Origin of the sequence: Arenimonas sp. SCN 70-307 (assembly GCF_001724815.1) — a bacterium.
Taxonomy (GTDB): domain Bacteria; phylum Pseudomonadota; class Gammaproteobacteria; order Xanthomonadales; family Xanthomonadaceae; genus Arenimonas.
Genome location: NZ_MEDO01000014.1, coordinates 325908 through 351937, shown reverse-complemented (window position 1 = coordinate 351937; position 26030 = coordinate 325908). Strand labels below are relative to the sequence as shown.

At 72.4% G+C, this 26030-nt stretch carries 19 protein-coding genes, 1 tRNA gene and 1 pseudogene; 15 read left to right on the top strand and 6 right to left on the bottom strand.

All coding sequences use genetic code 11. The features are described from left to right. Window positions 1–53: 53 nt before the first annotated feature. The 5 genes from pal (at window position 54) to ABS41_RS07930 (ending at window position 2858) form a co-directional block, all read left to right on the top strand. Window positions 54–557 carry a peptidoglycan-associated lipoprotein Pal gene (pal, locus tag ABS41_RS07950; RefSeq protein ID WP_290592669.1) on the top strand — a complete coding sequence of 168 codons (504 nt, stop codon included), beginning with the start codon at window positions 54–56 and terminating at the stop codon, window positions 555–557. Between the two features lie 6 nt (window positions 558–563). Beyond that, entirely contained in the window at window positions 564–1385 is an 822-nt protein-coding gene (gene ybgF, locus ABS41_RS07945; protein WP_290592668.1) for a tol-pal system protein YbgF, read from the top strand. A gap of 26 nt (window positions 1386–1411) precedes the next feature. After that, window positions 1412–2068, top strand: coding sequence for a 7-carboxy-7-deazaguanine synthase QueE (gene queE / locus ABS41_RS07940; RefSeq protein ID WP_290592666.1), 657 nt, complete (start codon window positions 1412–1414; stop codon window positions 2066–2068). 11 nt (window positions 2069–2079) lie between these two features. Beyond that, the gene (gene queC / locus ABS41_RS07935; protein ID WP_290592665.1) at window positions 2080–2751 is read left to right on the top strand and encodes a 7-cyano-7-deazaguanine synthase QueC; all 672 of its coding nucleotides are present in this window, start codon (window positions 2080–2082) and stop codon (window positions 2749–2751) included. A gap of 31 nt (window positions 2752–2782) precedes the next feature. After that, window positions 2783–2858: transfer RNA gene (locus ABS41_RS07930), tRNA-Lys, on the top strand. A 55-nt stretch (window positions 2859–2913) separates the two neighbouring features. On the opposite strand, the gene ABS41_RS07925 is transcribed toward ABS41_RS07930, so the two are convergent. Together ABS41_RS07925 and recQ are read right to left on the bottom strand one after the other, a co-directional pair. Next, a complete protein-coding gene (locus ABS41_RS07925; RefSeq protein WP_290592664.1) occupies window positions 2914–3924 on the bottom strand; it encodes a lipid A deacylase LpxR family protein in 1011 nt (336 codons plus the stop codon). A gap of 87 nt (window positions 3925–4011) precedes the next feature. Further along, window positions 4012–5850 carry a DNA helicase RecQ gene (gene recQ, locus ABS41_RS07920; protein ID WP_290592663.1) on the bottom strand — a complete coding sequence of 613 codons (1839 nt, stop codon included), beginning with the start codon at window positions 5848–5850 and terminating at the stop codon, window positions 4012–4014. A gap of 157 nt (window positions 5851–6007) precedes the next feature. Here recQ and ABS41_RS07915 point away from each other — a divergent pair, with 157 nt between their 5' ends. The 3 genes from ABS41_RS07915 to ABS41_RS07905 all read left to right on the top strand — a co-directional run bounded on the left by ABS41_RS07915 (window position 6008) and on the right by ABS41_RS07905 (window position 7553). Beyond that, complete coding sequence (locus tag ABS41_RS07915; protein WP_290592661.1) at window positions 6008–6400, top strand: hypothetical protein; 393 nt, start codon at window positions 6008–6010, stop codon at window positions 6398–6400. A gap of 111 nt (window positions 6401–6511) precedes the next feature. Next, entirely contained in the window at window positions 6512–6901 is a 390-nt protein-coding gene (locus ABS41_RS07910) for a DUF4878 domain-containing protein (protein WP_290592659.1), read from the top strand. Window positions 6902–6905: 4 nt separating this feature from the next. Further along, complete coding sequence (locus ABS41_RS07905; RefSeq protein WP_290592657.1) at window positions 6906–7553, top strand: YiiX/YebB-like N1pC/P60 family cysteine hydrolase; 648 nt, start codon at window positions 6906–6908, stop codon at window positions 7551–7553. A 3-nt stretch (window positions 7554–7556) separates the two neighbouring features. Here ABS41_RS07905 and ABS41_RS07900 read toward each other — a convergent pair. Beyond that, window positions 7557–8033, bottom strand: a pseudogene (locus tag ABS41_RS07900) (Dps family protein); the annotation flags it as partial. Window positions 8034–8163: 130 nt separating this feature from the next. Here ABS41_RS07900 and hrpA point away from each other — a divergent pair. After that, a complete protein-coding gene (gene hrpA, locus ABS41_RS07895) occupies window positions 8164–12201 on the top strand; it encodes an ATP-dependent RNA helicase HrpA (protein WP_290592653.1) in 4038 nt (1345 codons plus the stop codon). Here hrpA and ABS41_RS07890 read toward each other — a convergent pair. Continuing rightward, a complete protein-coding gene (locus tag ABS41_RS07890; RefSeq protein WP_290592651.1) occupies window positions 12194–12688 on the bottom strand; it encodes a hypothetical protein in 495 nt (164 codons plus the stop codon). The two genes, hrpA and ABS41_RS07890, sit on opposite strands and share 8 nt — an antisense overlap. Window positions 12689–12760: 72 nt before the next feature. Here ABS41_RS07890 and ABS41_RS07885 point away from each other — a divergent pair, with 72 nt between their 5' ends. Both ABS41_RS07885 and ABS41_RS07880 read left to right on the top strand, forming a co-directional pair. Next, a complete protein-coding gene (locus ABS41_RS07885) occupies window positions 12761–14911 on the top strand; it encodes a bifunctional (p)ppGpp synthetase/guanosine-3',5'-bis(diphosphate) 3'-pyrophosphohydrolase (protein ID WP_290592649.1) in 2151 nt (716 codons plus the stop codon). 51 nt (window positions 14912–14962) lie between these two features. Next, window positions 14963–16567, top strand: coding sequence for a hypothetical protein (locus ABS41_RS07880; protein ID WP_290592647.1), 1605 nt, complete (start codon window positions 14963–14965; stop codon window positions 16565–16567). Here the strand turns inward: ABS41_RS07880 and ABS41_RS07875 are convergent, their stop codons facing one another. Then, complete coding sequence (locus ABS41_RS07875; RefSeq protein ID WP_290592645.1) at window positions 16568–18718, bottom strand: glycosyltransferase; 2151 nt, start codon at window positions 18716–18718, stop codon at window positions 16568–16570. Between the two features lie 145 nt (window positions 18719–18863). Between ABS41_RS07875 and mrcB the strand changes: the two genes are divergently transcribed. The 4 genes from mrcB to tsaB are packed head-to-tail and all read left to right on the top strand — an operon-like array spanning window position 18864 to window position 24414. After that, window positions 18864–21137 carry a penicillin-binding protein 1B gene (gene mrcB / locus ABS41_RS07870; RefSeq protein WP_290592643.1) on the top strand — a complete coding sequence of 758 codons (2274 nt, stop codon included), beginning with the start codon at window positions 18864–18866 and terminating at the stop codon, window positions 21135–21137. A 2-nt stretch (window positions 21138–21139) separates the two neighbouring features. After that, window positions 21140–21655, top strand: coding sequence for a hypothetical protein (locus tag ABS41_RS07865; protein WP_290592641.1), 516 nt, complete (start codon window positions 21140–21142; stop codon window positions 21653–21655). Next, complete coding sequence (locus ABS41_RS07860; RefSeq protein WP_290592639.1) at window positions 21656–23728, top strand: ATP-dependent DNA helicase; 2073 nt, start codon at window positions 21656–21658, stop codon at window positions 23726–23728. Next, the gene (tsaB, locus tag ABS41_RS07855; RefSeq protein WP_290592637.1) at window positions 23725–24414 is read left to right on the top strand and encodes a tRNA (adenosine(37)-N6)-threonylcarbamoyltransferase complex dimerization subunit type 1 TsaB; all 690 of its coding nucleotides are present in this window, start codon (window positions 23725–23727) and stop codon (window positions 24412–24414) included. The genes ABS41_RS07860 and tsaB overlap by 4 nt, the downstream gene beginning before the upstream one ends. Window positions 24415–24423: 9 nt before the next feature. Here tsaB and ABS41_RS07850 read toward each other — a convergent pair whose 3' ends face one another. After that, window positions 24424–25962 carry a leucyl aminopeptidase gene (locus ABS41_RS07850; RefSeq protein WP_290592635.1) on the bottom strand — a complete coding sequence of 513 codons (1539 nt, stop codon included), beginning with the start codon at window positions 25960–25962 and terminating at the stop codon, window positions 24424–24426. Between the last annotated feature and the right edge of the window lie 68 nt (window positions 25963–26030).

The following is a 26030-nucleotide window of genomic DNA, read 5'->3' as shown; positions in this document are numbered from 1 at the left end:
CAAAATAATCAGCAACACCACTGCATCCGAAAACCCCAAAAGAGGCTCAAGCCATGAACACCACCACCCGCGTGCTGCTCGCCGCTTCCATCGTCGTCGCCCTCGCCGCCTGCTCGAAGAAGGTGAAGGAAGAGGTCGACACCGTCACCACCGCCCCGGTCACCACGGCCCCGGCCTCCGACGGCCGTTACACCCCGGCCGACCTGGACACCGACGCGTGCCTGCGCCAGCGCACCGTGTACTTCGACTTCGACCAGGACACCCTGCGTCCGGAGTTCCAGGCCATCATGGCCTGCCACGCCAAGTACCTGTCGGACCGTCCGGAGTCGCGCATGACCCTCGAGGGCAATGCCGACGAGCGCGGTACCCGTGAGTACAACCTGGGCCTCGGCGAGCGCCGCGGCAACGCCGTCTCCGGCGCCCTGCAGGGTGCGGGTGGTTCGGCTGGCCAGATCACCGTCGTGTCCTACGGCGAAGAGCGTCCGGTCTGCACCGACTCGGCCGAGTCGTGCTGGCAGCGCAACCGCCGCGTCGAAATCGTCTACACCGCCAAGTAATCGGCGATGGGACGTCAGCGCATCCTTTGCGTTGTGACCGTGGTGGCCGCCCTCGTGGCGGCCACCCCGGCTTTTGGCCAGCGCCTGAGCCTGGCCGAGCGCGTCACCCTGCTCGAGAACAAGGCCAACGTCGACAACCAGTCGGCGGGGCAGGCCAACCTCGAGATGCAAAACCGCGTCACCCAGCTGCAGTCCGAAGTGCAGTCGCTGCGCAACCAGGTCGAAACCCTGACCTACGAGCTCGAGCAGCTCCGCCAGCGCAACCGCGACCAGTACGTGGACATCGACGGCCGACTCGCCCGCCTCGAGGGCGGCGAGCCCGTGGCCTCGGCCCCGTCCGCTCCGGCTGCTTCCCAATCCCCTGCTGCCGCGCCGGCTCCCGCCGCCGCCGCCGCGAACCCGCCGGCCCCGGCCACCGCCGCGGCAACGGCCGATCCGGCCGGTGAACAGGCCGCCTACCAGGCGGCGCTGGACCTGCTGATCAACGACTTCGAGGCCGACCGCTCGGCCCGCCTGTTCCAGGACTTCATCCGCGACTACCCGCAGAGCAGCCTGGTGCCCAATGCCTGGTACTGGCTGGGCGAGAGCTACTACGTCACCCAGAACTACGAGCTCGCCGTCGAGGCCTTCCAGGCCCTGCTGGCCCAGCACCCGGGTTCGCGCAAGGAAGGCGACGCCCTGCTCAAGCTTGGCTACTGCCAGCTCGCCCTGGGCCAGCGTGCCGCTGGCGAGGCCAGCCTGCGCGAAGTGCCGGTGCGCTTCCCGGGCACCGACTCGGCCGCCAAGGCCGAAGCCCGCCTGCGCACGCTCGCGCTCGAAAACCGCTGATCCCGGCCGCGTGCCGGAACCCCGCCATGGACACCCCGGCCGCCGAGCGCCTGCGCCTGACCGAAATCTTCCTGTCCGTGCAGGGCGAGTCGCGCTCGGTCGGCTGGCCGACTGTGTTCGTGCGCCTCACTGGCTGCCCGCTGCGCTGCCAGTACTGCGACACCGCCTACGCCTTCCACGGCGGCGAGTGGTGGGACCTCGATGCCATCCTGGCCGAGGTCGGCAAACACGGCGCCCGCCACGTCTGCGTCACCGGCGGCGAGCCGCTGGCGCAGAAGCGTTGCCTGGCCCTGCTCGAGAAGCTTTGTGACGCCGGTTACGAGGTGTCGCTGGAAACCTCCGGCGCACTCGATATCGCCGGCGTCGATCCGCGCGTGAGCCGCGTGGTCGACCTCAAGACGCCGGGCTCGAAGGAGATGCACCGCAACCGGCTCGGGAACATCGCACTGCTCACGCCGCGCGACCAGGTGAAGTTCGTCATCTGCGACCGCGCCGACTACGAGTGGGCGAAGTCGATGGTGGCCGAACACGCGCTGGACTCGCGCTGCGAGGTGCTGTTCTCGCCCAGCCAGGGCCAGCAGTCGCCCGCCCAACTGGCCGAATGGCTGCTCGCCGACAGACTGCCCGTGCGCTTCCAGCTCCAACTCCACAAAGTGCTCTGGGGCGACCAGCCGGGCCGCTGAGGGATGCGTCGATGAAGAAGGCAGTGGTGCTTGTTTCCGGGGGGATGGACTCGGCGGTGGTGTTGGCCATTGCCCGCGAGCAGGGCTTTGACTGCCACGCGCTGAGCGTGGCCTACGGCCAGCGGCATACGTCCGAGCTGGCCGCGGCGGCCGAGCTGGCCCAGTCCGTCGGCGCGGTGCACAAGGTCGTCAACGTGGACCTGCGCAGCATCGGTGGCTCGGCGCTGACCGCCGACATCGACGTGCCGGAGGCGGGCGGCGAGGGCATCCCGGTCACCTACGTGCCGGCGCGCAACACCATCATGCTGTCGATCGCGCTGGGCTGGGCCGAGGTGCTGGGCGCCGACGACCTGTTCTGCGGCGTCAATGCCGTGGACTACAGCGGCTATCCCGATTGCCGCCCCGAATTCATCGAAGCCTTCGAGCGCCTGGCCAACGTCGCCACCAAGGCCGGCGTGGAAGGCCACGGCCTGAAGGTGCATGCGCCGCTGCTGCGCATGTCCAAGGCCGACATCGCCCGCGAAGGCGCGCGCCTGGGCGTGGATTTCGCGCGCACCGTTTCGTGCTACCAGGCCGACGGGCAGGGCCGCGCCTGCGGGCGCTGCGACGCCTGCCGCCTGCGCGCCGAGGGTTTCGCTGCCGCCGGGCTGCCCGACCCCACGCGCTACGCGCCGCGCGGTTGATGCGTTAAACTTGTGCCCTTGGTTTTCAGGTGGGCCGTTAGCTCAGTCGGTAGAGCAGCTGGCTTTTAACTAGTTGGTCGTTGGTTCGAATCCAACACGGCCCACCAACCCGACGCGGGGGCAGGTGCCATTTCCGAAGGAAATGGCACCTGCCCCTTTTCGTTACAGATCGAGCGAGACGGTGAAGCTGCCGTACACCGGCGCCGCGGGCTGGCCGTCGAACTCGCGGCTGCGGCGGTAGTGGCCGTAGGCCAGGCGCCAGGGGCCGTGGGTGAGCACCACGCCGAGGCCGGCTTCCGCGACGAATTCCTTGCGCTGCACCGAATGGCTGTCGCCATGGCCGTCGAGCGTGATGTCGTGCGCGACGCCGCGGGCCTCGAGGCTGGCGAACACATGCCAGTCCCACTCTTCGTCGGCGTCTGCCTCCGCGCCCGGGGCCAGGCCGTCGCCGGCCGCGCGCATCGGGTTGGAGCCGAAATCGTCGGCCAGGTCGATGCCCCAGCGCCACTCCACGCCGGCGCGTGCGTCCACGCGGGCATTGCCCGCGCTGGCGCCGAGGTAATGGATGCGGTCCGACTCCAGGCCTAGCACGCTGGCCCGCGCCGCCCGGCGCCAGAGCCGGTCGTGCGAGAGCTGCACCAGGGGCAGGTCATCGATCTGGTTGTCCCAGCCCTTGAAGCGCTCGCGGCCGAACAGGTGGTGCAGCGCGTCCTGCGCCATCTCGCCCTGGGCCGAGGGGCCGATCAGGCCCAGCTGCAGGCGCGTCACCGCCAGGCGGTCGCCGTCGCGCACCTGCTGGCCCACGCCGAAGAGCATGGTCGCGGCGTACGGGCGGTCGTCCGGGTCGATGTCGACGCGCTGGCCATCGCGCGGGGTGTAGATGGAATGGTGGTAGTCGAGCAGCAGGTTGCGCTCGCTGCCGCTGCCCCAGCGCAACCAGCGGGTGGCGCGGTCGAGCCAGGCCACGCCACCCGGCAGGCACTCGCCGTCGCCCACCACGGTGGGCGACACCCAGGCGATGTAGGCGCCGGCCGAATAATTCTCGTCCTGGCCGGCCTGGCCGTAGACGTCGTTGTCCGAGCGCAGCAGGAGGCGGTCGTCGTCGCCGCAGCCGGCGTGGGCGAAGGGCGCGAGGGCCAGCAGGGTGGCGGCGAGCAGGGCGTGGCGGGGCATGGGGAGGCTGGCTGGTGTGGGAGGGCCATAGTTTAGGGGACAGGTGCAATTTCCTGCGGAAATTGCACCTGTCCCCGGACTGGCCGTTCAGGCCGTCTCGACGTCGCGGAGCACGGCCAGCACCTGCTCGCCGTAGCGCTCGAGCTTGGCCGCGCCGACGCCGCCGACGCGGGCGAGGGCGTCGAGGCTGGCCGGGCGCTGCTCGGCGATGGCGCGCAGGGTGGCGTCATGGAAGATCATGTAAGGCGGCAGCGAGAGTTCGCGCGCCAGCTCGGAGCGCAGCTGGCGCAGGGCTTCGAACACCGGCAGGTCGTCGGCCGACAGGGGCACGGCGGGCGTCGGTGCCGTACTGGCGCCACTGCCCGGCGCCGCGCCGCGGCCGCGGCCGCGTTCGCGCCGGCGCACCACCTCCTCGCGCAGGGCCACGGGCTTTTCGCCGCGCAGCACCGCCCGGCTGTCGGCGGTCAGGCGCAGGCTGCCGTGGCCCTCGAGGTCCACTTCCAGCAGGCCCATCGCCACCAGCTGTCGGAACACGCCCTTCCACTGGCGCGCGTCGAGTTCGGTGCCGATGCCGTAGGTGCTCAGCTGGTCGTGGCCCAGCTGGCGGATGCGGTCGGTGTCGGCGCCACGCAGCACGTCCACCAGGTGGGTGACGCCGAAGCGCTGGCCGGTGCGGTAAACGCAGCTGAGCGCCTTCTGCGCCGCCACGGTGCCGTCCCAGGTGCGCGGCGGGTCGAGGCAGTTGTCGCAGTTGCCGCAGCCGCCCGGGTGCTGCTCGCCGAAGGCGCCCAGCAGCAGCTGGCGCCGGCAGCGGGTCGACTCGCAGTAGCCCAGCAGCGCGTCGAGCTTGCGCCGCTCCAGCCACTGGCGCTCTTCGCCCGCGCCCGACTGGGCGATCATCTGGCCCAGGGTCACCACGTCGCCCAGGCCGTAGCAGAGCCAGGCCTCGGCCGGGTCGCCGTCGCGGCCGGCGCGGCCGGTTTCCTGGTAGTAGCCCTCGACCGACTTGGGCAGGTCCAGGTGCGCCACGAAGCGCACGTCGGGCTTGTCGATGCCCATGCCGAAAGCGATGGTGGCGCACATCACCACGCCTTCGCCGCGGATGAAGCGGCGCTGGTTGGCCGCGCGCGTGGCCGCGTCAAGGCCGGCGTGGTAGGGCAGGGCCTCGATGCCGCGCGAGGCGAGGAATTCGGCGGTTTCCTCGACCTTGCGGCGCGAAAGGCAGTAGACGATGCCGGCCTGGCCGCGGTGGTCCTCGAGGAAATCGAGCAGCTGGCGGCGCGCATCGTCCTTGAGCACCACCCGATAGCGGATGTTGGGGCGGTCGAAGGAGGTGACGAACCAGGGCGCGTCCTGCAGGCCCAGGCGCTCGGCGATCTCGCGGCGCGTGGGGTGGTCGGCGGTGGCGGTGAGGGCGATGCGCGGCACCGCCGGCCAGCGCGCGTGCAGCACGTCGAGCTGGCGGTACTCCGGGCGGAAATCGTGGCCCCACTGCGAGACGCAGTGCGCCTCGTCGATGGCGAACAGGGCCACGTGGATGCGGTCGAGCAGCGACAGGAACCGGTCGGTGAGCAGGCGCTCGGGCGCCACGTAGAGCAGGTCGAGTTCGCCGGCCAGCAGCTGGGCCTCCACCCGCGCGGCTTCGTCGCCGGCCAGCGCCGAGTTCAGGCAGGCCGCGCGCACGCCCAGCTGGCGCAGGGCTTCGACCTGGTCCTGCATCAGCGCGATCAGCGGCGAGATGACGATGCCGGTGCCCTCGCGCAGCAGCGCCGGCACCTGGTAACACAGCGACTTGCCGGCGCCGGTGGGCATCAGCACCAGGCAGTCGCCGCCGGCCACCAGTTGCTCGACCACGGCGGCCTGCTCGCCGCGGAAGTCGGCATGGCCGAAGACGCGGCGCAGGAGGTCGAGGGCGGGGGAGCTCATCGGCGCATTTTACCGGCGCCAGGCGGGTCCGGGGGCAGGGATGTCCACCCCGGATGGAGTGGGAAATCCTCCCGGCCTGCGGCCATGGGATCGCGCTAGACTCGGGCGCGGGGCTTCGGGCGGGTCCGGGCCCGATCATCCTGCCAAGAGGTTGCCTATGAAGACGCTCAAGCTGGTGCTGATCCTGCCCATGGTGCTGCTGCTTGCGGGGTGGTCGGGGAAGACACCGGAGGAGACGGTCCAGGTGGCGTTCGCCGCGCTCTGCGAATCCGGCGACCCGCGGGACGCGCGCCCCTACATGGCCGATCCGGCGTTGTTTGACGAGTTCGACTCGAACGTCGCGATTCTCATCGAGGTGGATCCGGACCAGTGGGAGCAGATCAAGGCCGACGCGCGCGCCGACTGCGCCGCGAGCCGTGCTGTCGAGTTCCGGAGCGTCGACATCCAGGGCGACAAGGCCACCGTTCGATTCCTCCAGGCCAATGGCGAAGAGGGCGAGGATGAACTGGTCCGGCGCGACGGCAAGTGGAAGCTGGTCGTCGTCATGTGAGCCACGCCCTGCCTGCCTGCCGGGCGGGGCCGCGGGACGCCGGTCTTCACGTTGGTTACACTCGCAGCCGGGGTTGCGAGCCCGCCCCGTCCACAACGAGAAAGGACCGACATGAACAAGCTCCGTATCCCCCTGGTCGCGGCCGCCGTGCTGGCGCTGGCCGCCTGCTCCGGCAAGCAGCCGGGCGACACCATCATCAAGATGCAGGCCGAGGTCTGCGAGACGGGCGATCCGTCGGTGATGTCCAAGTACGTCAGCGCCAAGTCGCAGCCGGCCGTCGGCATGATCTCCGCCATCATGGCCGAGCCCGAGAAGGCCGAGCAGATGAAGACCCAGATCAAGGCCGAGTGCGAAAACGCCAAGCCGATCGAGATCCTCGAGACCAAGATCGACGGCGACCGCGCCACCGTCCGCTACACCAACCCGGAAGGCAAGGAAGAGACCGACACGCTCATCCTCGAAGACGGCGAGTGGAAGCTGGACTTCAACCTCAACAAGTAAGCCCATGCGCCTGTCGGGGCTCGCCGCGGCCGCCTTGCTGGTGACGCTCGTCGCCGGCCCGGCGGCCTCGCGCGCGCCAGCGCCTGCCGTGCTTTCGCCGCTGGCCTTGCTCGAGGCGATGCCGCTGGCGCGCATGGTCCCGCAGTTGCGCGAGGCCGACCTGGTGTTCCGCCGCGGCGATGGTCGCTGGAGCGGCTACTTCGCCGGCGCTTCCGGCGGCGAAGGCTTCTTCAGCCACGTCGGCGTCCTGGTGCGCGAGGCCGACGGCTGGCATGTGGTGCACACCGAGGCCGACGAGCGCACCGGCGTCGGCGGCGTGCGCTCGGACCGGCTGGAGGATTTCCTGGTGGGTGCCCACGGCGTGGCCGTGGTGCGCCCGCGGCTCAGCCCGGCCCAGGCGGCCGAGGCCGTGCGGCTGTCGGCGCAGCCGCAATGGCGCTCCATTCCCTTCGATTCCGCCTTCCGCCTCGATGACGAGGGGCGGGCGATGTACTGCACCGAGTGGGTGCAGGCCCTGGTGCTGGCGGCCACCGGCGAGGACATCGCCCGGCCGCGCAGCTATTTCGGCAGCCGCGCCATCATCAGCGTGGACGACCTGCGGCTGAGCGCGCGGGTCGAACCGGTGCTGGAACACCGGCTCGCCGCGAATTGAGGCTCACTCGAGCAGCGAGCGCAGCATCCAGGCGTTCTTCTCGTGCACCTGCAGGCGCTGGGTGGCGAGGTCGACGCTAGGGTCGTCGCCGGCCGCGTTCGCCACCTTGATCACCTTGCGCGCGGTGCGGCACACGGCCTCGTTGCCGGTCACCAGCTGGCGCACCATGCCGCGCCAGTCCAGCGCGTCGGGCGACTGCTCTTCCCTGATCGACGAGAGCCGCACGAACTCGGCGTAGGAGCCGGGCGCCAGGAAACCGATGGCGCGGATGCGCTCGGCGATCTCGTCCAGCGCCGTCCACTCCTCGGTGTACTGGGTCATGAACATGTTGTGCAGGGTGTTGAACATCGGCCCGGTCACGTTCCAGTGGAACTGGTGGGTCTTGAGGTAGAGCGTGTAGCTGTCGGCCAGGAAGGCGGAAAGCTCGTCGGCCACCTTGCGGCGGTCCTTGTCGGAGATGCCGATGTCGATCTTGGGGGCGCCGTCGGCCTTGGGGGCGGGCTTCTTGGTCTTCGATGCCATTTCGGACTCCTCGTTGACTGTGTTTCCCATCCTACAACAGCGGCCGCAGTCATCGGATGAATACGCCCCGACGTTAGAATGGCGTTATATGTCCGATCCAACGGCCCGCCCGACCCCGTTTCCCGCCGACGCCGTGCTCAGCCGCGACCGTGGGCGGCTGCTGCGGCTGCTCGACGCCGTTCGCAAGGCGCCGGGGCACGTAGGCAAGCGCGAGGCCTACGAAACCGCGCTGGCCGCGTCGATAGCCGCCCGCGAGGCCCGCGCCGCGCGCCTGCCCACGCCGAGCTTCGACGACGCACTGCCGGTGGCACGCGAGGCCGACACGCTTGTCGAGCTCATCCGCAAGCATCCGGTGGTGGTCGTGGCCGGCGAGACCGGTTCGGGCAAGACCACCCAGCTGCCCAAGCTGTGCCTGGCCGCCGGTCGCGGCGCGGCCGGCCTGATCGGCTGCACCCAGCCGCGCCGCATCGCCGCGAGAGCGGTGGCGCGGCGCGTGGCCGAGGAGCTGCAGGTGCCGCTGGGCGGCGCGGTGGGCTACCAGGTGCGCTTCACCGAGAACGTCGGCGACGACACCGCCATCAAGTTCATGACCGACGGCATCCTGCTGGCCGAAATCCAGTCCGACCGCTGGCTGTCGAAGTACGACACGATCATCGTCGACGAAGCGCACGAGCGCAGCCTCAACATCGACTTCCTGCTCGGCTATCTCAAGCAGCTGGTGGCGCGCCGGCCCGACCTCAAGCTGGTCATCACCTCGGCCACCATCGACACCGAGCGCTTCGCGAAGCACTTCGGCAACGCCCCCGTGGTGAACGTCGAGGGCCGCGGCTTTCCCGTCGAAGTCCGCTACTTCACCCCTGGACGGGGACAGCGGGAGGAGAAACGGGGTCAGGTTCACTTATCCGGGCCTGATTCCTCGGGGACCAGCCAACCGCACCGGAGAAGTGAACCTGACCCCGTTTCTGAAGAGCTGCCGCTGGCGGAAGCCATCGTCGCCGCGGCCGACGAGATCACCCGCCTCGCCCCGCAGGGCGACATCCTGGTGTTCCTGCCCGGCGAGCGCGAGATCCGCGACGCGCACGCGGCGCTCAACCGCCGCAAGTACCGCGCCACCGAGGTGATCCCGCTGTACGCGCGGCTGTCGGTGCGCGACCAGGACAAGGTGTTCAACCCCGGACCGGGCCGGCGCATCGTGCTGGCCACCAACGTGGCGGAAACTTCGCTCACGGTGCCGCGCATCCGCTACGTCATCGACCCGGGCCTGGCGCGCGTGAAGCGCTACAGCCCGCGCGGCAAGCTCGACCGCCTGCACATCGAGCCCATCAGCCAGGCCAGCGCCGACCAGCGCAAGGGCCGCTGCGGACGAATCGCCGCCGGCGTGTGCTATCGCCTCTACGGCGAGGACGACTTCGCCGCGCGGCCGCGTTACACCGACCCGGAAATCCTTCGCGCCTCGCTGGCCGGCGTGATACTGCGCATGCTCTCGCTCGGCCTGGGCCGCGTCGAGGACTTCCCCTTCATCGACCCGCCCGACCCGCGCGCCGTCGCCGACGGCTGGCAGACCCTGGGCGAGCTCGGCGCGGTGGACGCCGAGCGTCGCCTCACGCCCATCGGCCGGGAGATGGCGCGCCTGCCGGTGGACCCCAAGCTCTCGCGCATGCTGGTGGCCGCCCGCGGCCACGGCGTGCTGGCCGAAGTGCTGGTGGTCGCCAGCTTCCTCGGTATCCAGGACCCGCGCGAGCGTCCCTCCGACGCGCGCGAGAAGGCCGACAACGCCCACGCCGAGTTCGCCGATCCGCAGTCGGAGTTCGTCGGCATCCTCAAGCTCTGGGAGGCCTACCGCGTCGCCCACGAGGACCTGACCCAGTCCAAGTTGCGCACCTGGTGCGAGAAGCGCTTCCTGTCCTTCCTGCGCATGCGCGAGTGGCGCGAGCTGCACCGCCAGCTGCTGCTGGCCTGCGAGGAAATGGGCTGGGGCGGGCAAGAAGGGGGTCAGGTTCACTTCTCGTGGTCCGATCCCCGGCAAGACCGGCCCGCGGGCAGGAGAAGTGAACCTGACCCCCTTCTTGCGCGGTACCGGAGCCTGCACCGGGCGCTGATCGCGGGCCTGCCCACGCAGATCGGCCACCGCACCGAGAAGGGCCTGTACGACGCGCCGCGCCAGCGCAGGTTCCAGCTTTTCCCCGGCAGCGCGCTGGCCAAACAGCCGCCGCCCTGGGTGCTGGTGGCCACGCTGCTCGACACCCAGAAGGTCTGGGGCCTGATGGCCGCGAAGATAGAACCCGACTGGGTCGTCGCCGAGCTGCCGCACCTGCTGGCGCGCAAGCACTTCGACCCGCACTGGTCGCGCAGCCAGGGCCGCGTGATCGGCAGCGAGCTGATCAGCCTGTTCGGCCTGGTGCTGGCGCCCAAGAAACCCGTGCACTACGGCGGCCTGTACCCCGCCGAGGCGCGCGAGCTGTTCGTTCGACAGGGCCTGGTGCCGGGCGAAGTGGACTGCCGCGCCACCTTCCTCAAGCGCAACCTCGCCACGCTCGACAAGGCGCGCGAAGAAGAAGCCAAGCTGCGCCGCGCCGGCCTGGTCGCCGACGAGGACTGGCAGGCGCGCTGGTACCTCGACCGCCTGCCGCCCGACCTCAACTCCGTCGCCGGCCTCGACAGCTGGTACGGCAAGCTGGCGCCCGAGCAGAAGAAGTCGATGGAATGGCCGCTGGCCGAGCTGCTGCCGGGCGAGGGCAGCGAGGCCGAGCGCTTCCCCAAGTACTTCGCCCTGGGCGACGCGCGCCTGGCGCTGCAATACCGCTTCGAGCCCGGCCACGCCGAGGACGGCGTCACCCTCGACGTGCCGCTGCACCTGCTGATGGCGCTCGACGCTTCGCGCCTGGGCTGGCTGGTGCCCGGCCTGGTGGAGGAGAAGGCCACCGCGCTCATCCGCGGCCTGCCCAAGGCCCTGCGCCGCAACTACGTGCCCGCGCCCGACTTCGCCCGCGCCTTCGTCGAGGCGCATCCGCGCCCGGAGGCCGACGCACTGCCCGGTTCGCTGGCGCGCTTCCTGGGCAAGACCACCGGCGTGCCCGTGACCGCGCTCGACTTCGACGAGGCCGCGCTCGAGCCGCACCTGCGCATGAACCTGCGCCTGGCCGAACGCGATGGCCGCGTGCTGGCGATGGGCCGCGACCTCGCCGCCCTGCGCGCGCGTTTCGGCGAGCGCGCCGAAGCCGCCTTCGCCGAACGCGCCGGCGAACAGCTGGCGCGCGACGGCCTGCTGCGCTTCCCCGACGCAGCCATTCCCGAACAGGTGCCGGGCGCCGCCGGCGTGCCGGCCTTCCCGGCCCTGGTCGACCAGGGCGAGTCGGTGGCGCTGAGCGTGTTCGCCGACCGCGCCGAGGCCGCGCGCGAGCACGCGGCCGGCGTGCGCCGCCTGCTGCACATCGCCCTGGCCGACAAGCTGCGCCAGGCCCGCAAGCAGCTGCCGGTGTCGCCCAAGCTGGCGCTGCTGTACGCCGCCATCGAAGGTTTCCAGCAGCAGCCGGGGCAGGGCCCGGCGCACGAACACCTGCGCGCCGACCTGGCCGAGGCCGCGCTGTCGGCGGTCACCGAAGGCGAGCTGGGCCACGTCCGCACGCCGGCGGCGTTCGAGGCGCGCGTGCAGGACGCGGGCAAGAGGCTGTTCCCCGAGGCCATGCAGCGCCTGCAGCTGGCCGAGCAGATCCTGGGGCTGGTGGCGGAGATCAAGCCGCGGCTCGAATCACCGCTGCTGGGCTGGGCCCGCGGCAATCTCGACGACCTGCAGGCGCAGCTGGCGGGCCTGGTGCCGCCGGGCTTCCTGCGCGCCACGCCGCCCGAGGCGCTGGCCGAATACCCGCGTTACCTGAAGGCGCTGCAGCTGCGCGCCGAACGCGCCCTGCGCGACCCGGTGCGCGACCAGGCGCGCATGCTCGAGCTCAAGCCCTTCAGCGACGCGCTGGTGCAGGCGCGCAAGGACGGCCGGGCCGGCGAACCGGCCTGGCAATCGCTGCGCTGGGACCTGGAGGAACTGCGCGTGTCGCTGTTCGCGCAGGAACTGGGCACCCGCCGCCAGGTTTCGGCCAAGCGGCTGGCGCGCCAGCTGCAGTCGCTTACTTGATGCGGCGGACCTTGGCGCGGGTGTTGTAGCCGGCCACGCGCAGGTACCACGAGTCGAGAACGCCCGGCTCGATGATGACCTCGGGGTTGGTCAGCTTCACCGCCAGGCGGGTCGAGGAGTCGGTGGTCTCCCAGATCTGGCCGTTGTCGAGCTCGAAGCGGGTGCCGGCGCCGGACCAGCCGCGGAACTCGCCGGTGATCGAGGTGATGATCTCGCCCTGCGGGCCGCTGCGCTGGTAGAAGCCGCGGGTGTCGGCCGCCGGGGTCGCGCCCGGCACCACGCCGGCCGACTGCGCGGCCTGGGCGTTCTGGCCGGCGACGAAGGCGTTCAGGCGCGCCAGTTCCTCCGGCGAGAGCTTGTCCAGGCCCGCGGCCTTGAACTCGGCCTCGGTCATGCGCTCCTCGAGCGAAGAGAACTGCTGGGCGGAGGCGGCACCCGCCACCAGGGCGGCGAGGGCGAAGGAGAGAAGGAACTTCTTTTGGCGCATTGTCTTGTCCGTACTGGTTGAACTGCCAGCCATCGCGGGGCAGTCTAACTCCCCGGCCAACGCAGGCGCCACTTGAACACCCCCATCTCCCCTCCCGCACGGCTGGCCCCGCTGCTGGCCCGCCCCGGGACCGGCCACGAACCCGGTGCGCCGCTGCTGGCAACGCTGGCCACCGCCGCCGGGTCGCTGCCGGCCGGCCCCGGCGAGGCGATGGCCTGCAAGGTGCTCGAAACCCTGCGCCCGCTGCGCGCCGACCCGGAAGTGCAGGCCGCCGCGGCCCTGCACCTGTGGCCGGCCCTGCGCGAGGCCCTGCCGGCGCAGGCGCTGGCCGCCGCGCCCCGGGTGGGGCGCCTGCTCGAGGGCCTGGCCGCCGCCGGCCAGGTCGACGACCTTCACCACCAGCGCCAGCGCCAGGGCAGCGCCGAGGGCCTGCGCCGCCTGCTGCTGGCCCTGGTGCGCGACCTGCGCGCGGTGCTGGTGTTGCTGGCCATCCAGCTCGTGCGCCTGCGCGACGCGGGGCAGCTGCCCGCCGACGAGCGTCGCGCCCTGGCCGAACTGGCGCGCGACATCCACGCGCCGCTGGCCAACCGCCTGGGCATCTGGCAGCTCAAGTGGGAGCTCGAGGACCTGGCCTTCCGCTGGCTGGAGTTCGACACCTACCAACGCATCGCCCGCCTGCTCGACGAAAAGCGCGGCGACCGCGAGCGTTTCATCGACGAGGCCATGGCGCGCATCCGCGCCGCGCTGGCCGAGGCCGGCATCCGCGGCGCCGACGTGGCCGGCCGGCCCAAGCACATCTACAGCATCTGGAAGAAGATGCAGCGCAAGGGCCTGCCCTTCAGCGAGCTCTACGACATCCGCGCCATCCGCGTGCTGGTGGACGACATCCCCACCTGTTACGCCGTGCTGGGCGTGGTGCACCAGCTCTGGCCCTCCATCCCCAGCGAGTTCGACGACTACATCGCCCACCCCAAGGGCAACGACTACCGCTCGCTGCACACCGCGGTGGTGGGGCCGGGCGGGCGCACGCTGGAGGTGCAGATCCGCACCCGCGAGATGCACGAGCACGCCGAGCTCGGCGTGGCCGCGCACTGGCGCTACAAGGAAGGCGGCGGCGCCGACGCCAGCTTCGAGCGCAAGGTGGCCTGGATGCGCCAGCTGCTCGAGGCCCGCGAGGAGCGCGAGGACTCGCTGGTCGAGGGTTTCTCGACCGAGCTGGTGGAGGACCGCGTGTACGCGCTTACGCCGCGCGGCGAGGTGGTGGACCTGCCGCGCGGCGCCACCGTGCTCGACTTCGCCTACGCCGTGCACACCGAGGTGGGCCACCGCTGCCGCGGTGCCAAGGTCAACGGCCGCATCGTGCCGCTCGACCACCGCCCGGCCACCGGCGACCAGGTCGAGATCCTCACCGCCAAGGCCGCCGAGCCGCGCCGCGACTGGCTGCTGGCGGCCAACGGCTTCCTGGCCACCGGCCGCGCCCGCGACAAGGTGCGTGCCTGGTTCCACAAGATCGACCGCGCCCGCAACCTGCAGGCCGGCAAGGAACTGCTGGAAAAGGAACTGCGCCGCGTCGCGATGATGCAGGCCGACCTGGCGCCGGTGCTGGCGAAGTTCCGGCTCGACACCGTGGACGACCTGCACCTGGCGCTGGCCCTGGGCGACCTCGGCCCCAGCCAGGTCAGCCGCGCCCTGCACGACCACGCCCAGGCCGCGAAGGCGCCGGCCGCGGAGGCCGAGCCCGGCTTCGTGGCCCGCCGGCCATCGCGTCCCGGGAAGACGCCATTCGAAGTGGAGGGCGTGGGCAACCTGCTCAGCCAGATCGCCCGCTGCTGCCAGCCGGTGCCGGGCGACCCGATCGTTGGCTACCTCACGCGCGGCCGCGGCGTGAGCATCCATCGCGCCGGCTGCCCGGCCCTGCAGCGCCTGCTGCTGCGCCAGCCCGACCGCATGCTGCCGGTGGAATGGGGCGGCGGGCCGGCGGGCAATTACGAGGTCGACATCCTGGTGCGCGCCTTCGACCGCAAGTGGCTGCTCAAGGACCTCACCAACGCCATCGCCCAGCTGGGCGTGAACATCCTGGGACTGCAGTCGCGGGTGGACCCCGACCGCGCCCTGGCCGAGCTGCGGCTGGCGGTGCGGGTGGCCGACTTCGGCCAGCTCAGCGACCTGCTCGGCCGCCTCAACGCCATCCCCGGCGTGCAGGAGGCCCATCGCCTCGGCTGAACGCGGTTCATTCTTCCTGCGTATGCTGTTGGCCATGCATGAGGGCAGCCAATGAACGGCAGGCGTGACAACGGCGCGGAAGCGACGCCGTCTCTGGGCGCGATGGACCAACTCGAGCTCGGCGACGCCCGGCGCGCCCCGCCGCCGCCGCGCGCGCCCGAGCCGCCGCCGCCCCGCCGTGGCTGGCTGGGCTGGCTCGCCGCCGGCCTCGCGCTCGGGCTGCTGGCGGGCGCCGCGCTGGTGCTGCTGCAGTGGCGCGAGCCCATCAGCCAGGCCCTGATCCCCGACTCCGAACTCAACCGCGAGATCGAGGCCGCCCAGCTGGCCCTGGCCCGCGGCGAGCTGAGCAACGCCGACGGCAGCGGCGCACGCGAGCGCTTCCAGTCGGTGATCGCCCGCGACCCCGACCATCCGGCGGCGCGTTCGGGCCTGGTCGCCGTGCGCGAGGCGGCGCTGGTGCAGGCACGCGCCGCGGTCGAGGCCGGCGACCTGGCCAGCGCGCGCGAGCGCGTCGCGCTGGCGCGCTCGATGGCCGCGCCGCTGTCGGACCTGCAGCCGATCGAAGCCGAGCTCGCACTGCGCCAGGGCGCGGAAGCCGACATCGCCAGCCGCCTGCAGCAGGCCCGCACCGCGCAGGCCGCCGGTCGCATCGAACAGGTGCCCGGTGGCGCGCTGGCGCTGTATCTCGAGGTACTGCGCATCCAGCCCGACAACGCCATCGCGCTCGAGGGCCGGCGCAGCATCCTGGCCGGCCTGCTCGCGCAGGCCGAGGCCGCGCTCGATGCCGGCGACAGCGCCGCGGCCATCGCGCTGGTGGCCCGCGTGGTCGATGCCGACCCCAGCCACCTGGGCCTGCCGGCCGTGCAGGCGCGCCTGGGCGAGGTCCGCGCCGGCGTCGAACAGGCGCGCGAGCGCACGCTGCAGGCCGCGCTGGCCGACCTGCGCGATGGCCGCCCGGAAGCGGCGGCGACGGCCTTCCAGGCCCTGCTGGCGGCGTCCCCGGATGACGCCGAGGCCCGCCGCGGGCTGGAGGATGCGGCCACCGCGCTGGCCCTGCGCGCCAGCCGCGAGGCCGCCGATTTCGACTTCGAGGCCTCCGAGGCCTCGCTGGCGCGCGCGCGCGCGCTGGCGCCGGACCTGCCGGCGGTGCAGGCCGCCGAGCGCCGGCTCGAGCGCGCCCACGCCACGCGCGCGGCCCTGCCCGAAACGCCGTCCGACCCGGCCGCCTTCGACGACGCGATCGCGCAGGCGCGCGCGGCGATGCGCGCGGGCGACCTGATCGACCCGCCCGGCGCCAGCGCCTGGGACCACCTGCGCCGCGCCGCCGCCATCGCACCCGACCACCCGCAGCTGCGCGAGGCCCAGGCCGAATACGACCGCCGCGCGCGCGCCTGCTTCGAGGACGAACTGGCCGGCAACCGGCTTGGCGCGGCCCAGGCCTGCCTGGACGCGATGGCCGTGCGCGAGCGCGGCGGCGCCTCGCTGGCCGAGCAGCGCCGGCGCCTGGCCGACCGCTGGCTGGCCTTCGCCGAAGAGCGCCTGGGTGCCAGCGAATTCGCGCTGGCGCGGCGTGCGCTGGAAGCCGCGCGCAGCGTGGACCCGGCCAATCCGCGGCTGGAAGCCTTCGCCGAGCGCCTGCGCAGCGCCGGCGGCTGATCAGCGCGGCGGCAGCGAACCCAGGAGGGCGCGCAGCACCGGCCGCACCACGTCGGGCGAGAAGTGCCGGCGCGTGTTCGCCAGACCGCCCTCCGACAGTCTTGCCCACAGCGCCGCATCCCCGTGCGCGCGCAGCACGGCCCTGGCGAAGGCCGCGGCGTCGTCGGCCACCAGCACGTCCTCGCCCTCGCGCAGGTGCATGCCCTCGACGGCGCAGGCGGTGGCCACCACCGGCAGGCCGTGCGCCAGCGCCTGGTTCACCTTGCCCTTGACGCCGGCGCCGTAGCGCAGCGGTGCCACCGAGACGCGGCAGGCCTGCAGCAGGGGTCCGAGATCGGGCACGTGGCCGTGGACGGTGATGCCGTCGCGCCTGCCGAGCGCGGTGATGTCCGCCGGTGCATCGCCGCCCACCACGTGCAGCGCGATCGACGGGTCGGCGGCGCGCACGCGCGGCAGGATCTCGTCGGCCAGCCAGCGCACCGCATCGACGTTCGGCGGATGCCGGAAGCCGCCGACGAACAGCAGGCCCGATCGTGCTTCGAAACCCGGGCCCGGCGCCGCCGGTTCGTGGATGTTCGACACCACCTCGACGTGCGCACCAGGCGCCAGCGTCGCCAGCAGCGCGCGCTCGGCCTCGCTCACCACCCAGGTGCGGTCGCTGGCCCGCACCAGCGCCAGCTCCGTCCGGCGCGTGCGTTCCGCGGCGCGCAGGCCGGCGCGGTCGCCGGCCAGTTCGGCCGCGCGCTGTTCGCGCAGGAAGTGCAGGTCCACCGTGTCGAACACCAGGGTGGCCTTCGGCGCGCGCGAGCGCAGCAGCGGCAGCAGCGGTTCGAGCATGGTGTGGCGGCTGGCGATGACCAGGTCGAGCGCGGCGCCGTGGCGCGCCAGCCAGCGCGGCACGTCGCCCAGCCATGGGCCGTGCCAGCACTCCACGCCCAGCTGCTGCAGCGCGTGCGTCGCCTCGCCGTCGTGGCTGCCGGTCTCGTTGAAGAAGGCCACGTGGCAGCCTTCCTCGCGCAGCAGTTGCAGCAGTGCGCGCATGCGCACCGAGCCCGAGTCGCGCTCGGGGGTGGGCGTGCAGGCGTCGAGCACCAGCACGCGGTGCCGGCGGCCGCGTTCGCTGGCGGCGTCGGCGCCGGCGCCGGGCGGCAGGTGCTCGCGCTCGAGCACCTCGCGCCAGCGCGCCACGAAGCGTTCGCGGTTGATGGCCTGGTGCGCCTTCATGCCCGCCGTGGGGTCGGTGCCGGCGCTCGCGCCTTCGTGGTGCACCACCACCGAGGCCGGCTGGTAGCGCACGCGCAGGCCTTCGCGGCGCACGCGCATGCCCAGGTCGGCGTCTTCGTAGTAGGCCGGCGCGAAGTGCGCGTCGAGGCCACCGAGCCGTTCGAACAGCGCCCGCGGGATGGCCAGCGCCGCGCCCGAGACGTAGTCCACTTCGCGCACGAACCGGAAGCGCGGATCGTCGGGATGTTCGAAGCGGCCGTGGTTCCAGCACAGGCCGTCGCGGAAGATGATTGCCCCGGCTTCCTGCAGTCGCCCGTCGGGGTACACCAGCTGGCTGCCGGCGATGCCGGTGTCGGGGTGCTCGTCGAAGGTGCGCAGCAGCGCGTCGAGCCAGCCGGGCGCGACGGTGGTGTCGTTGTTGAGCAGCACCAGGCACTCGCCGCGCGCCAGCGCCGCGCCGGCGTTGACGCTGCCGATGAAGCCGAGGTTGCGCCCATTGCGGTGCAGGCGCAGGCCTTCGACCCGGGCCAGCTGCGCGGCGCTGTCGTCCGGCGAGGCGTCGTCGACGACGATCACCTCGAAGGACGCGGCATCGCCGCTGGCGGCCAGCGACTGCAGGCAGGCCAGGGTGAGCGCGATCTGGCCGTGCACCGGCACCACGATGGAGGCACGCGGGGCGTCGGGGCAGGGCAGGCGCAGCGAGCCGGGCTGCACGGCCGCCTGCGCCGGCACCGGGCGCAGCGGCGCGGGCGGCGGCGGTGGCCTCAGTCGCGCCAGCGTGCCGGCCAGGCCGCGCACGCGCAGGCTCGCCCAGCCGCGCCGAAGCAGCGAGATCCAGCGGCGACGGCGCCAGTCCAGCGCCTCGAGCCAAAGTCTCGCCGGCGAGGCAGGTTTGCGGGCCGGGGCCTTGGGGGGAGAGGCATCCATGCGGCGGTATTCAGTCTCGGGTTGGGGCAGGGCGAGGGCGGGCTGCTAGACTCGCCGCACCCTTGGATTATCCACGTCCGTGCCGCGCAACGCCTCCCCGAAAAAATCCGAGCCTGCCCACGCCCGCCCCCGCTGGCGCACCTGGTTGTTCCGGTTCCTGCTGCTCGTGCTCGGCCTGGCCGTGGGCGTGGGCGTGCCGGTGTTCTACGTGCTCGACAAGCGGGTGCAGGCCGAGTTCGACGCCCTGGTCTGGCAGGTGCCCACGCGCGTGTACGCACGGCCGCTGGCCCTGGTGCCCGGCATGCGCCTGGACGCCGACACGCTGCTGCTCGAGCTCGGCGCCGCCGGCTATCGCGAAGACGGCGGCGAGCTGCCGGGCACCTGGTCGCGCGAGGGCAACACCTTCCGCATCGGCACGCGCGACTTCACCGACCTCGACGGGCCGGTGCCGGGCATGCGGCTCGAGGTGGTGCTGTCGGGTGGAAAGCTCGCCTCGGTCAGCGACCGCCGCGCCGGCAAGCGCCTGGAATCGGCGCGAATCGACCCGGCGCGCATCGCCACGCTCTACGGCGACGCCACCGAAGAGCGCCGGCTTGTGCAGCTCAAGGACGTACCCTCGCTGCTGGTCACGGGCCTGCAGGCCGTGGAGGACCGCAACTTCAAGCACCACCACGGCATCGACCCCTGGGGCATCCTGCGCGCGGCCTGGGTGAACGCCCGCGAGGGCGAGATCGAGCAGGGCGCGAGCACGCTCACCCAGCAGCTGGTGCGCAACCTGTTCCTGAGCCGCGAAGTGGCCTGGAGCCGCAAGCTCAAGGAAGCCGCGTACTCGATCATCATCGAGGCACGCTACGACAAGCAGCGCATCCTCGAGGCCTATTTCAACGAGGTCTACCTCGGCCAGCACGGCAACCAGTCCATCCACGGCATCGCCGCGGCCTCGGAGTTCTGGTTCGGCCGCGACATGGCCACGCTGCGCACCCAGGACATGGCCCTGCTGGTGGGCATGATCCAGGGCCCGTCGCTGTACGACCCGCGCCGCCGCCCCGACGCCGCGAAGAAGCGCCGCGACCTGGTGCTGGCGATGTGGCGCGATACCGGACTGATCAGCGCCGATGAGGCGAAGCAGGCGATGGCCTCGGGCCTGGGCGTCAGCGCGCGCCCGGGCGTGGCTTCGAACCGCCATCCGGCCTTCATGGACCTGGTGCGCCGCCAGCTGGCGCGCGACTACCCGGCCGACGCGCTGCGCGGCGCCGGCCTGTCGGTGCTCACCACGCTCTCGCCCTCGGGCCAGGTGCTCAGCGAGCGCGCCGTGGTCGGCACCCTCGACAAGGTGCAGCGCAAGGACGGCCCGGCGCTGCAGGCCGGCCTGGTGCTCACCGACACCCGCAGCGGCGAAGTGCTGGCGATGGTCGGCAACCGCGACACCGCGCAGCCCGGCTTCAACCGCGCGCTCGAGGCGCAGCGCCCGGTCGGCTCCCTGCTCAAGCCGCTGGTCTACCTGCTGGCGCTGGCCCAGCCCGACCGCTGGTCGCTGGCCACGCCGGTGGACGACGCGCCGGTGGACATCGTGCTGCCCAATGGCAAGCGCTGGAATCCCGACAATTCCGATGGCCGCAGCCATGGCCGCGTCAGCCTGGCCGACGCGCTGGCGTTCTCCTACAACCAGGCCACGGTGCGCGTGGGCATGGACGTCGGGCCGGCGCGCCTGGCGGAGCTGCTCAAGGTGCTGGCGGGCCTGCGCGCGCAGCCCAATCCCTCGCTCATCCTCGGTTCGGTGGACCTCAGCCCGTTCGCGATGGCGCAGGTCTACCAGTTCCTCGCGGCGGGCGGGCAGATCCAGCCGCTTCGCGCCGTGCGCGGCGTGGTCGACGCGAAGGGCAAGGCGCTCAACCGCTACGACCACAGCTCGCCGCCGGCGCAGGAAGGCGACGCGATCGCCTCGCGGCTGGTCACGCTGGCGCTGCAGGACGCCGTGCAGCGCGGCACCGGCCGCCAGCTGCTGGCCGACGGCCTGGGCGCGCTGCGCCCGGCCGGCAAGACCGGCACCAGCAACGACAGCCGCGACAGCTGGTTCGCGGGCTACACCGGCGACCACCTGGCCGTGGTGTGGGTGGGCAACGACCGCAACGAGGCCACGGGCCTGTACGGCTCCACCGGCGCGATGCGGGTGTGGTCGGCGCTCTTCACCAAGCTGCCCAGCGCCCCGCTCGACGTGGGCATGCAGGGCCTGGAGTGGGGCTGGGTCGACCGCGAGGCGTACGCCACCACCGAGGAGGAATGCGAGGGCGCGCGCCGCTATGCTTTCGTGGCCGGCTACCTGCCGCCCGAGCACGTGAGCTGCCAGCGAAACAGCTGGCTGGACTGGTTCCGGTTCGGCGGCGACCGCCGCGACCGGGACGAACAACGGGAAGACTGAACGTGAAGCTGAGAACCACCCTCGTGGCCGCGGCCCTGCTGCTTTCGGCCTGTGGCACCACCCCGGAACCCTCCGGTGCGCCGGCCGCCCGCGAGCGCGCCGATACCGATGCCCTGGTGGCACAGGTGCGTGCCGCCGGCGAGGCGGGCACGGAGCTGGTGGTGCAGCCGCTGCGCGATCCGCAGGTCGAGGACCTGCGCCACCAGGCCGAGGCGCTGGAAGCGCAGCGCAAGTTCAAGGCGGCCGGCGAGGTGCTCGAGCAGGCGCTCGCCATCACGCCCGGCGACCCGGACCTGCTGCAGTGGAAGGCCGAATTGGCCCTCTACCGCCGCGCCTGGCAGCAGGCCGAAGCGCTGGCGATCGAGTCCTTCGAACGTGGCCCCAAGCTGGGTGCGCTGTGCCGGCGCAACTGGGCCACGATCGGCCTGGCCCGCGCCCAGCGCGGCATCGGCGAAGCCTCGGACGTGGCGATGCGCCAGGGCGAATCCTGCACGGTGGCGCCGCCGGTCCGCATGTAAGTGGACGACCTCGCCGGACGCACCCAGGCCGCGCTGGCCGCCGACGGCCCGCTGGCGACGGGGCTGGGCGGCTACGCGCCGCGCGAGGCGCAGCAGCACCTGGCGCGCGAGGTCGCGCAGGCCATGCAGGACCGCGCCACGCTCGTGGCCGAGGCCGGCACCGGCACCGGCAAGACCTATGCCTACCTGGTGCCGGCGCTGCTTTCCGGCCAGCGCGTGATCATTTCAACGGGCACCCGCGCGCTCCAGGACCAGCTCTACCACCGCGACCTGCCGCGCGTGCGCGAGGCGCTGGGCGCGGGGCTCAAGACGGCGCTGCTCAAGGGGCGCGCGAATTACCTCTGCCTGTACCGGCTTGAGCAGGCCAAGGGCGAGAAGTTCCAGTCGCGCGAAGTCGTGGCGCAGTTCCAGCGCGTGGTGGCCTGGTCGGGCCGCACGATGCGCGGCGATCTGTCCGAGCTGGCCGACATCGCCGAGGACTCGCCGCTGTGGCCGCAGGTCACCTCCACCAGCGACAACTGCCTGGGCAGCGAATGCCCGTTCTGGGACGAGTGCTTCGTCGCGAAGGCGCGCCAGCAGGCCCAGGCGGCGGACCTGGTGGTGGTCAACCACCACCTGCTGCTGGCCGACCTGGCGATCAAGCAGGAAGGTTTCGGCGAAATCCTGCCCGGCGCCTCGGCCTTCGTGCTCGACGAAGCGCACCAGCTGCCCGAGCTGGCCTCGCAGTTCTTCGGCGAGGGCCTGGGCGCGCGCCAGTTGCTCGACCTGGCCCGCGACGCGCTGGCCGAGTGCAAGAACGTCACCGCCTCGCTGGCCAGCGTGATGGGACCGGCGCGCGCGCTCGAGCAGGCCATGCGCGATGCGCGCCTGGCCTTCGAAGGCCTGCCCCAGCGCGGCCCGCGCGCCCGCCTGCTGGCGCAGGAGAAAACCCTGCCGGCGCTGCAGCACCTCGCGAGAACCCTCGCCGACCTGCAGCGCGTGCTCGGCCCGCTCTCCGACGCCTCGCCCGGTTTCGCCACCCTGGGCGACCGCACCGCCGAACTGCGCCGTCGCCTCGCCAAATGGCTCGGCGATGAAAGCGAAGAAAGGGGGTCAGGTTCACTTTCGGACGAGGGTGACGGGCATCCCGACGTGGCTGCCCGCGAAAGTGAACCTGACCCCCTTTCTTCCCCGGGAAGTGAACCTGACCCCGTTTCTTTTGACGTGGCGTGGTACGAGCTGACGCAGCGTGGCTTCATGCTGCAGCGCACGCCGCTGGATGTGTCGGGGCCGCTGCGGCGCTATCGCGAGCAGAGCCGCGCGGCCTGGATCTTCACCTCGGCGACGATGGCGGTCGACGGGCATTTCGAGCACCTCTCGCGCCGCCTGGGCCTGGACGAGCCGCGCGAGCTGCTCCAGCCCAGCCCCTTCGACTGGGCCCGCCAGGCGCTGTGCTACCTGCCGCGGCACATGCCCGAGCCCAACAGCCGCGACTACGTGGACGCCGTGCTCGATGCGGCGTGGCCCGTGCTCGAGGCTTCGGGCGGGCGCGCCTTCCTGCTGTTCACCTCGCACCGCGCGCTGCGCCAGGCCGCCGAGGCCCTGGCCGATTCGCCCTGGCCGCTGTTCGTGCAGGGCACCGCGCCGCGCAACACCCTGCTCGAGCGCTTCCGCGAATCGGGAAACGGCGTGCTGCTGGGCGCGGCCAGTTTCTGGGAGGGCGTGGACGTCGCCGGCGAGGCCCTGAGCGTGGTGGTCATCGACCGCCTGCCCTTCGCCGCGCCCGACGACCCGGTGCTCGAGGCGCGGCTCGAAGCCGTGCGCCGCCGCGGCGGCAACCCCTTCCGCGACGAGCAGCTGCCGCAGGCCGTGATCGCGCTCAAGCAGGGCGTGGGCCGCCTGATCCGCAGCGACGCCGATCGCGGCGTGCTGGTGCTGTGCGACCCGCGCCTGGTGTCCAAACCTTATGGCCGCAGCTTCCTGGCCAGCCTGCCGCCGTTCCCGCGCACCCGCGAGGTCGCGGACGTGCAGGCCTTCTTTGCCGCACAATCGCCCGGCGACGAGACGCCGTCGCAAGCCGGGGAAGCATCGTGAAGCTGTTGGCCATCGAAACCAGCACCGAAGCCTGCTCGGTCGCGCTCTACGACGACGGCGCGCTCGCGCTGCGCCACGAGCTCGCGCCGCGCCGGCACACCCAGCTGGTGTTGCCCTGGGCCGAAGAGCTGCTGGCCGGCGCAGGCCTGCGCAAGTCGCAGCTCGATGCCATCGCCGTGGGCCGCGGCCCCGGCGCGTTCACCGGCGTGCGCCTGGGCATCGCCATCGCCCAGGGCCTGGCGCTGGCGCTTGATCGCCCGGTGCTGCCGGTCTCCACCCTGGCCGCGCTGGCGATGCAGGGCGAGGGCGACGCGATCTTCGCCGCCATCGACGCGCGCATGGGCGAGGTCTATGTCGGTCGTTTCGTGCGCGAGGCCGACGGCCTGGTCAGCCCGGCGGGGGATGAAATGCTTTGCCCGCCAGCCGGGGCGCCGTTGCCGCCAGCCGCGGTGCATGGCGTGGGCACGGGGTTCTCGGCCGAAAACGGCGCCCTCGTGGCGCGCCTGGGCGAGTCGCTCAAGGGCTTCGACGCCAGCGCGCTGCCGCGCGCCGACGACCTGGCGCGCCTGGCCGTGCGCGCTTTCCAGCGTGGCGAGGCCGTGGCGCCCGACGCCGTCGAGCCGGCCTACCTGCGCGACAAGGTCGCGCTGACCCTGGCCGAGCAGGGCAAGCCCCGCCCGGCCTGAGGCCGCGGCTTATTCCGCGGGCGTTTCCGCGAGCCGGTCGAGCAGGCGCACGCCGAAGGCCGAGGCGCCCAGCGGCACCGTCGGCAGCGGCAGGTCGTCGCGCCAGGCCATGCCGGCGATGTCCAGGTGCGCCCAGGCCACGTCCTCCGGCACCCAGGCGCCGATGAAGGCCGCGCCCACGCCGGCGCCGGCGCGGCGGCCGCCGCCGTTGCGCAGGTCGGCGATGGGCGAGGCCATGTCGCGCAGGTAGCTCGGGTGCAGCGGCAGGCGCCACAGCTCCTCGCCCGACTCGGCGCCCACCGCGACCAGGCGGCCGGCCAGCGCGTCGTCGCGGGTGAACAGGCCCGCGTACTCGTCGCCCAGCGCCGTCACCACCGAACCGGTGAGCGTGGCCACGTCGACGATCAGGCGCGGCTTGAAGCGCTCGTTGGCGTAGTGGATGGCGTCCACCAGCACCATGCGGCCCTCGGCGTCGGTGCTGATGATTTCGTAGGTCTTGCCCGAAAGCGTGCGCACCACGTCACCCGGGCGCGAAGCGCCGCCGTCGGGCATGTTCTCGGCCAGCGCGGCCACGGCCACGGCGTTCACCGGCGCGCCGCGGCGGGCCAGCGACAGCACGCTGCCGGTGACCACGGCGGCGCCGCTCATGTCGTACTTCATGCGCCACAGGTCTTCGCCCGGCTTGATGGAGATGCCGCCGGTGTCGAAGGTGATGCCCTTGCCGGCGAACACCAGCGGCGCCTGGCCGCGCGGGCCGCCTTCGTAGATCACCATCATCAGGCGCGGCGGGCGCTTGCTGCCCTGGCCCACGGCCAGCAGCGAGTTCATGCCCATTTCGCGCATCTGCCGGTCGTCGATGACCTCGATGCGCACCTTGGGCACGCCTTCGAAGGCCTTGCGGGTGCGCTCTACGAAGCTCTCGGGGTAGATCACGTTCGCCGGCTCGGTGACCAGGTCGCGGCTGAAACGCACGGCCTCGGCCAGCGGCTGCCAGCGCGACTGCCAGGCGCGACGGGCGGCGTCCGGATCGCGGGTGAGCACCACGAGCTCGCCGCGGCCCAGCACCGGCGCGGCCGGATCGACGTTGCGGTACTGGCGGAAGGTGTACTGGCCCAGGTCGGCGCCCAGCAGCAGGTGCTCGGCGCCCGCCTCGGGCCACAGCAGCGCGATGCGCGGGGCGGCGCTGAGCACGCCGGCCTGGCCGACCAGGCCGCCCACGTCCTCGAGCAGGCGCGGGCTGGTGGCGTCTTCGCCGATGCCCACGAGCACCACCTGCTCGAAGGGGCCGGCGCCGGGCAGGTTCAGCACCACGCCGCGGTCGCCGGTAAAGCCGGCGGCGGTGGCGGCGCGGCGCAGCGCGCCACCGGCGCGGGCGTCGAGCTCGGCGAACACGCCCTCGTCGGGCAGGCCCTTGCGCACGGCCACCGCCACCGCGCCGTCTTCGGGCAGGGCGTAGGGGGCGACCGACAGGGCGCGCTGGGCCAGCGCCGGCGGCGCGGCGAGCGCGGCCACCAGGGCCAGCAGGGGCAGGGTCAGGCGTTGCAGCATCGGGGTGTCCTCGGCATGGGGCAGCCCCCGAGCATAGTCGAAGCCCGCCGCCCGTCTGCCGACGCGGC